Annotated in this window: 5 protein-coding genes; 3 read left to right on the top strand and 2 right to left on the bottom strand. The window is 30.7% G+C overall.

What is annotated here, in order from left to right; translation table 11 throughout:
- On the top strand, nt 1–245 hold a 245-nt coding region (locus tag HMPREF2937_RS08195), incomplete at its 5' end, for a helix-turn-helix domain-containing protein (protein ID WP_141762344.1).
- 2 nt (nt 246–247) lie between these two features.
- On the opposite strand, the gene HMPREF2937_RS08200 is transcribed toward HMPREF2937_RS08195, so the two are convergent.
- Both HMPREF2937_RS08200 and HMPREF2937_RS08205 read right to left on the bottom strand, forming a co-directional pair.
- Entirely contained in the window at nt 248–433 is a 186-nt protein-coding gene (locus tag HMPREF2937_RS08200) for a hypothetical protein (RefSeq protein ID WP_000938699.1), read from the bottom strand.
- A gap of 13 nt (nt 434–446) precedes the next feature.
- Nucleotides 447–989, bottom strand: a complete 543-nt coding sequence (locus HMPREF2937_RS08205) for a recombinase family protein (protein WP_000873696.1) — start codon at nt 987–989, stop codon at nt 447–449.
- A gap of 113 nt (nt 990–1,102) precedes the next feature.
- Here HMPREF2937_RS08205 and HMPREF2937_RS08210 point away from each other — a divergent pair, with 113 nt between their 5' ends.
- Both HMPREF2937_RS08210 and HMPREF2937_RS08215 read left to right on the top strand, forming a co-directional pair.
- On the top strand, nt 1,103–2,554 hold the full coding sequence (locus tag HMPREF2937_RS08210) for a SulP family inorganic anion transporter (protein WP_000229535.1): 1,452 nt from the start codon (nt 1,103–1,105) through the stop codon (nt 2,552–2,554).
- A gap of 13 nt (nt 2,555–2,567) precedes the next feature.
- Nucleotides 2,568–2,981 (top strand): universal stress protein, encoded by a 414-nt coding sequence (locus HMPREF2937_RS08215; protein WP_000278297.1) that lies wholly within the window; start codon nt 2,568–2,570, stop codon nt 2,979–2,981.
- Nucleotides 2,982–3,625 lie beyond the last annotated feature (644 nt).

The raw sequence follows: 3,625 nt of genomic DNA on the forward strand, positions 1-3,625 counted from the left end.
AACAAGAACGAAATGAAAGTAAACGTAGACAAGCGCAAGGGATTAAAATTGCGAAAGAAAAAGGTGTGTATAAAGGACGCCCTTTACTATATTCACCTAATGCTAAAAATCCTCACAAGAGAATTGTTTACCATCGTGTTATTGAGCTACTAAATAAAGGAGAATCTATTAGTAAGATAGCCAAAGACGTGGGTATTACACGTCAAACAATTTATAGAATCAAAAGGGAAAGAACAGAACATTAATTTTATAAAACAAAAAGCCTTTTATGTATAGTTATTTGAAATTTAGAAATTTTTTGTGCTAAATCTTCCCCTGCTACGCTCTCAAGTGCTAATAGAAAAGGTTTTTCACTCACATCCAACGTTTTAAAATCTACGCTATTTTCTTCTCGAATCGATAACAATACTTTATAGACTATATCTTGTAACAACGTTCATCACCTCTTATTTATCTAGATGACGATACAAAGTTGCCCTACTTATGTTTGTCTGTTCTTTTATCTCATCTAAAGTGTATTTTTTGCTCATATACATTTCAATAGCATCTCTAAGATTTTTATCATCTCGCTTTGGTCTTCCTAAAGTTTTTCCATCTTTTGAATAATTCTCTAATCCTACACGAGTTCTAAATTTAACAATATCACTTTGAAAGTCTGTGATATCATGTAATATCTCTATAAATTCACCTTTGATGTCTTTATAAATGTAACGATTTAAATTAATAACATATAAAGATATATCCTCCTGAGAAAGATAATCTAATATATCTACTAAATGTTTCGTAGAATCTGCAAGAATACATAAATCCGTAACGTATAACATATCTCCAGGAACTAATTTTTCATTTAAAAGAACATCTAATATATTCCTCTTCTTATTATTAGCATGAATTTCTTCAACAATTTCATTTGTATGAGTTTCTATTTTCTTTTTTTGTTCATTTAAATCGTCGTTTATTGTAACGGGTCTAATATAACCGTATTTCATTTAATTGCACCACCCTGTAGCTAAAGTTTAACACAAAGTTTCATTAAGGGGTATACATATGAAACTTTTCTGATATACTTTACAATATAATTAAATAAAAAGGAGAGTAAGTTATGGTTGAAAAATTAAAAAATGAATGGCTTAACCAGCCAGGCAAAAACATACTTGCAGGTATTGTAGTTGCCTTAGCTTTAATCCCTGAAGCTATCGCATTCTCCATCATTGCTGGTGTAGATCCTATGGTTGGTTTATATACTTCGTTCATTATTGCTGTCGTCACTGCTATTGTAGGTGGTAGAGCGGCGATGATATCAGGTGCAACAGGGGCTATTGCCTTATTAATTGTGCCACTTGTGAAAGATTACGGTGTAGAGTATCTTCTAGCTGCTACTATACTGATGGGGTTAATTCAATTAATTTTAGGACTTCTTAAAGTAGGTCGTCTAATGAAATTTATACCTCGTTCTGTCATGATAGGTTTTGTGAATGCTCTAGGAATCATGATTTTTATGTCTCAAATAGAACATATTTTTGGGATATCAATTTCAACTTATATATATGTAATTGTAACGTTACTCATCGTATATATAATTCCAAGATTTTTTAAAGCTATACCTGCACCATTAATAGCTATTATCGTATTGACTGCCCTTTATATGTATACAGGTTCTGACGTTAGAACTGTGGGAGATTTAGGTAATATCAAACAAGCTTTCCCTCACTTTTTAATCCCTAATGTTCCCTTTAATTTAGAAACTCTTCAAATTATTTTCCCTTACTCTTTATCTATGGCTATTGTAGGTTTAGTTGAGAGCTTACTTACAGCTAAAATTGTAGACGATGCTACAGATACTTATAGTAGTAAAAATAGAGAGTCCTGTGGTCAAGGTATCGCTAACATGATTACCGGATTATTCGGTGGCATGGGAGGTTGTGCCATGATTGGTCAATCCGTCATCAATGTTAAATCAGGTGCAAACAGTAGATTGTCTACATTTACAGCGGGTATTGTACTTATATTTATGATTATTGTACTTGGAGGACTTGTAGTTCAAGTTCCAATGCCAATTTTAGCAGGTATTATGGTTATGGTTTCTGTTGGTACATTTGATTGGAATTCCTTTAAATATATTAAGAAAGCACCAAAAACGGATGCAGTCGTTATGCTTATTACAGTGATTATTGTTTTAATGACGCATAATTTAGCTTTAGGTGTTGTTGCAGGCGTTGTTTTCAGTGCTTTATTCTTTGCTACTAAAATTTCAAAAGTAGAAGTTATTTCTGAAGAGTTCGGTAAAATAAACCGATTATCTTTTAAAGGACAAATCTTTTTTGTTTCTATTGATTCTATGATGGAGCAAATAAACTTTGAGATTGAAAATAGTACCATAGAATTAAACTTCAATAATGCACACTTATGGGATGATTCTGCAGTAGATGCAATTGACACGATAGTACGAAAATTCGAAGAAAAAAATAATATTGTTCGTGTAGAAAAATTAAATTCAGATAGTCGTAAAGTTGTTTCAGAGTTAAGCCAACTAAATGAAAATCATTTAAACTAAAGGAGCGTTATTTATGTATAAATCAATTTTATTAGCAGCAGATGGATCAGAGAATAGTTTGCGTTCAGCAAAAGAGGTTTTAAATTTTATAGATGATAATACGATTGTTACTATTCTTACAGTTGTAGATGTTGAGGAATCGAAAACAGATGTTTTACATGGTAAACAAAGTTCCAGTTTGACGAATGAAAGAGAAGACAAACTCTCTCATATCACTGAGTTATTTGTAGAGCATAATGTAAAATATGAAATGAAAATTGCACATGGTGTTCCTGCGGACACAGTTGTTTCAGTTGCCAATAGTGGAGAATTTCAAGCTATTGTTTTAGGAACACGTGGATTAAATAGTTTGCAAGAAATGGTGTTAGGTAGCGTCAGTCACAAAGTAGCAAAACGTTCAGAAATTCCCGTTGTTATTGTAAAATAGTCTGTCTAACTTAATCCTTTCACGGAATGAGTTTTATTTTAGAGGTGAATAATAGATGAAAACCAAAAATTTCTATTATGGTTGGGTTATTGTATTTAACGAGTCCATATTGTGAAACTTTGGAAGACTTACAACACGATATAACCACAAATCAACACTCTACGATTTTTTCAGAAGAAAATATAGTTGGCGCATTTGAAATTAAAGAAAACATAATAGTCAACATTTATATAAAATTTTCATTTCTCAAAATGAACAGAATAATGGAATTGGTAAATTAACTATGAAAATGATTTTCTAAAAATTTACTAATAAAAATAAATAGACCGTTTATACTCCTCATAAAAATTGTAGAAATTACCACTTCTATGAATCTTTAGGGTTTGAAAAGTATGGTGAGGCTATTTTATCAGATAAATTAACATTATTTAAATATGCTAAATATAACTAAAAATAATATCTCCATTATATATAGTTATGTATATCTCCTGAAGTTTATTCAACTAATATCTGACAGTAATTAACATAATCGATGATTATGAGTAGTTAATTGTATATATTATTCATTTTAATTTACCTTATTGTTTCTTTTTGACTGATACCGTAAATGTGGTTCTGTTGCAAAGTAAAAAAATATAGCTAAC

The organism is Staphylococcus sp. HMSC061G12, assembly GCF_001838465.1.
GTDB lineage: Bacteria > Bacillota > Bacilli > Staphylococcales > Staphylococcaceae > Staphylococcus > Staphylococcus simulans.

Coding starts and splice junctions, on each gene's coding strand:
- HMPREF2937_RS08205 (WP_000873696.1), bottom strand. CDS start 989: ATGAAATACGGTTATATTAGACCCGTTACAATAAACGACGATTTAAAT.
- HMPREF2937_RS08210 (WP_000229535.1), top strand. CDS start 1,103: ATGGTTGAAAAATTAAAAAATGAATGGCTTAACCAGCCAGGCAAAAAC.
- HMPREF2937_RS08215 (WP_000278297.1), top strand. CDS start 2,568: ATGTATAAATCAATTTTATTAGCAGCAGATGGATCAGAGAATAGTTTG.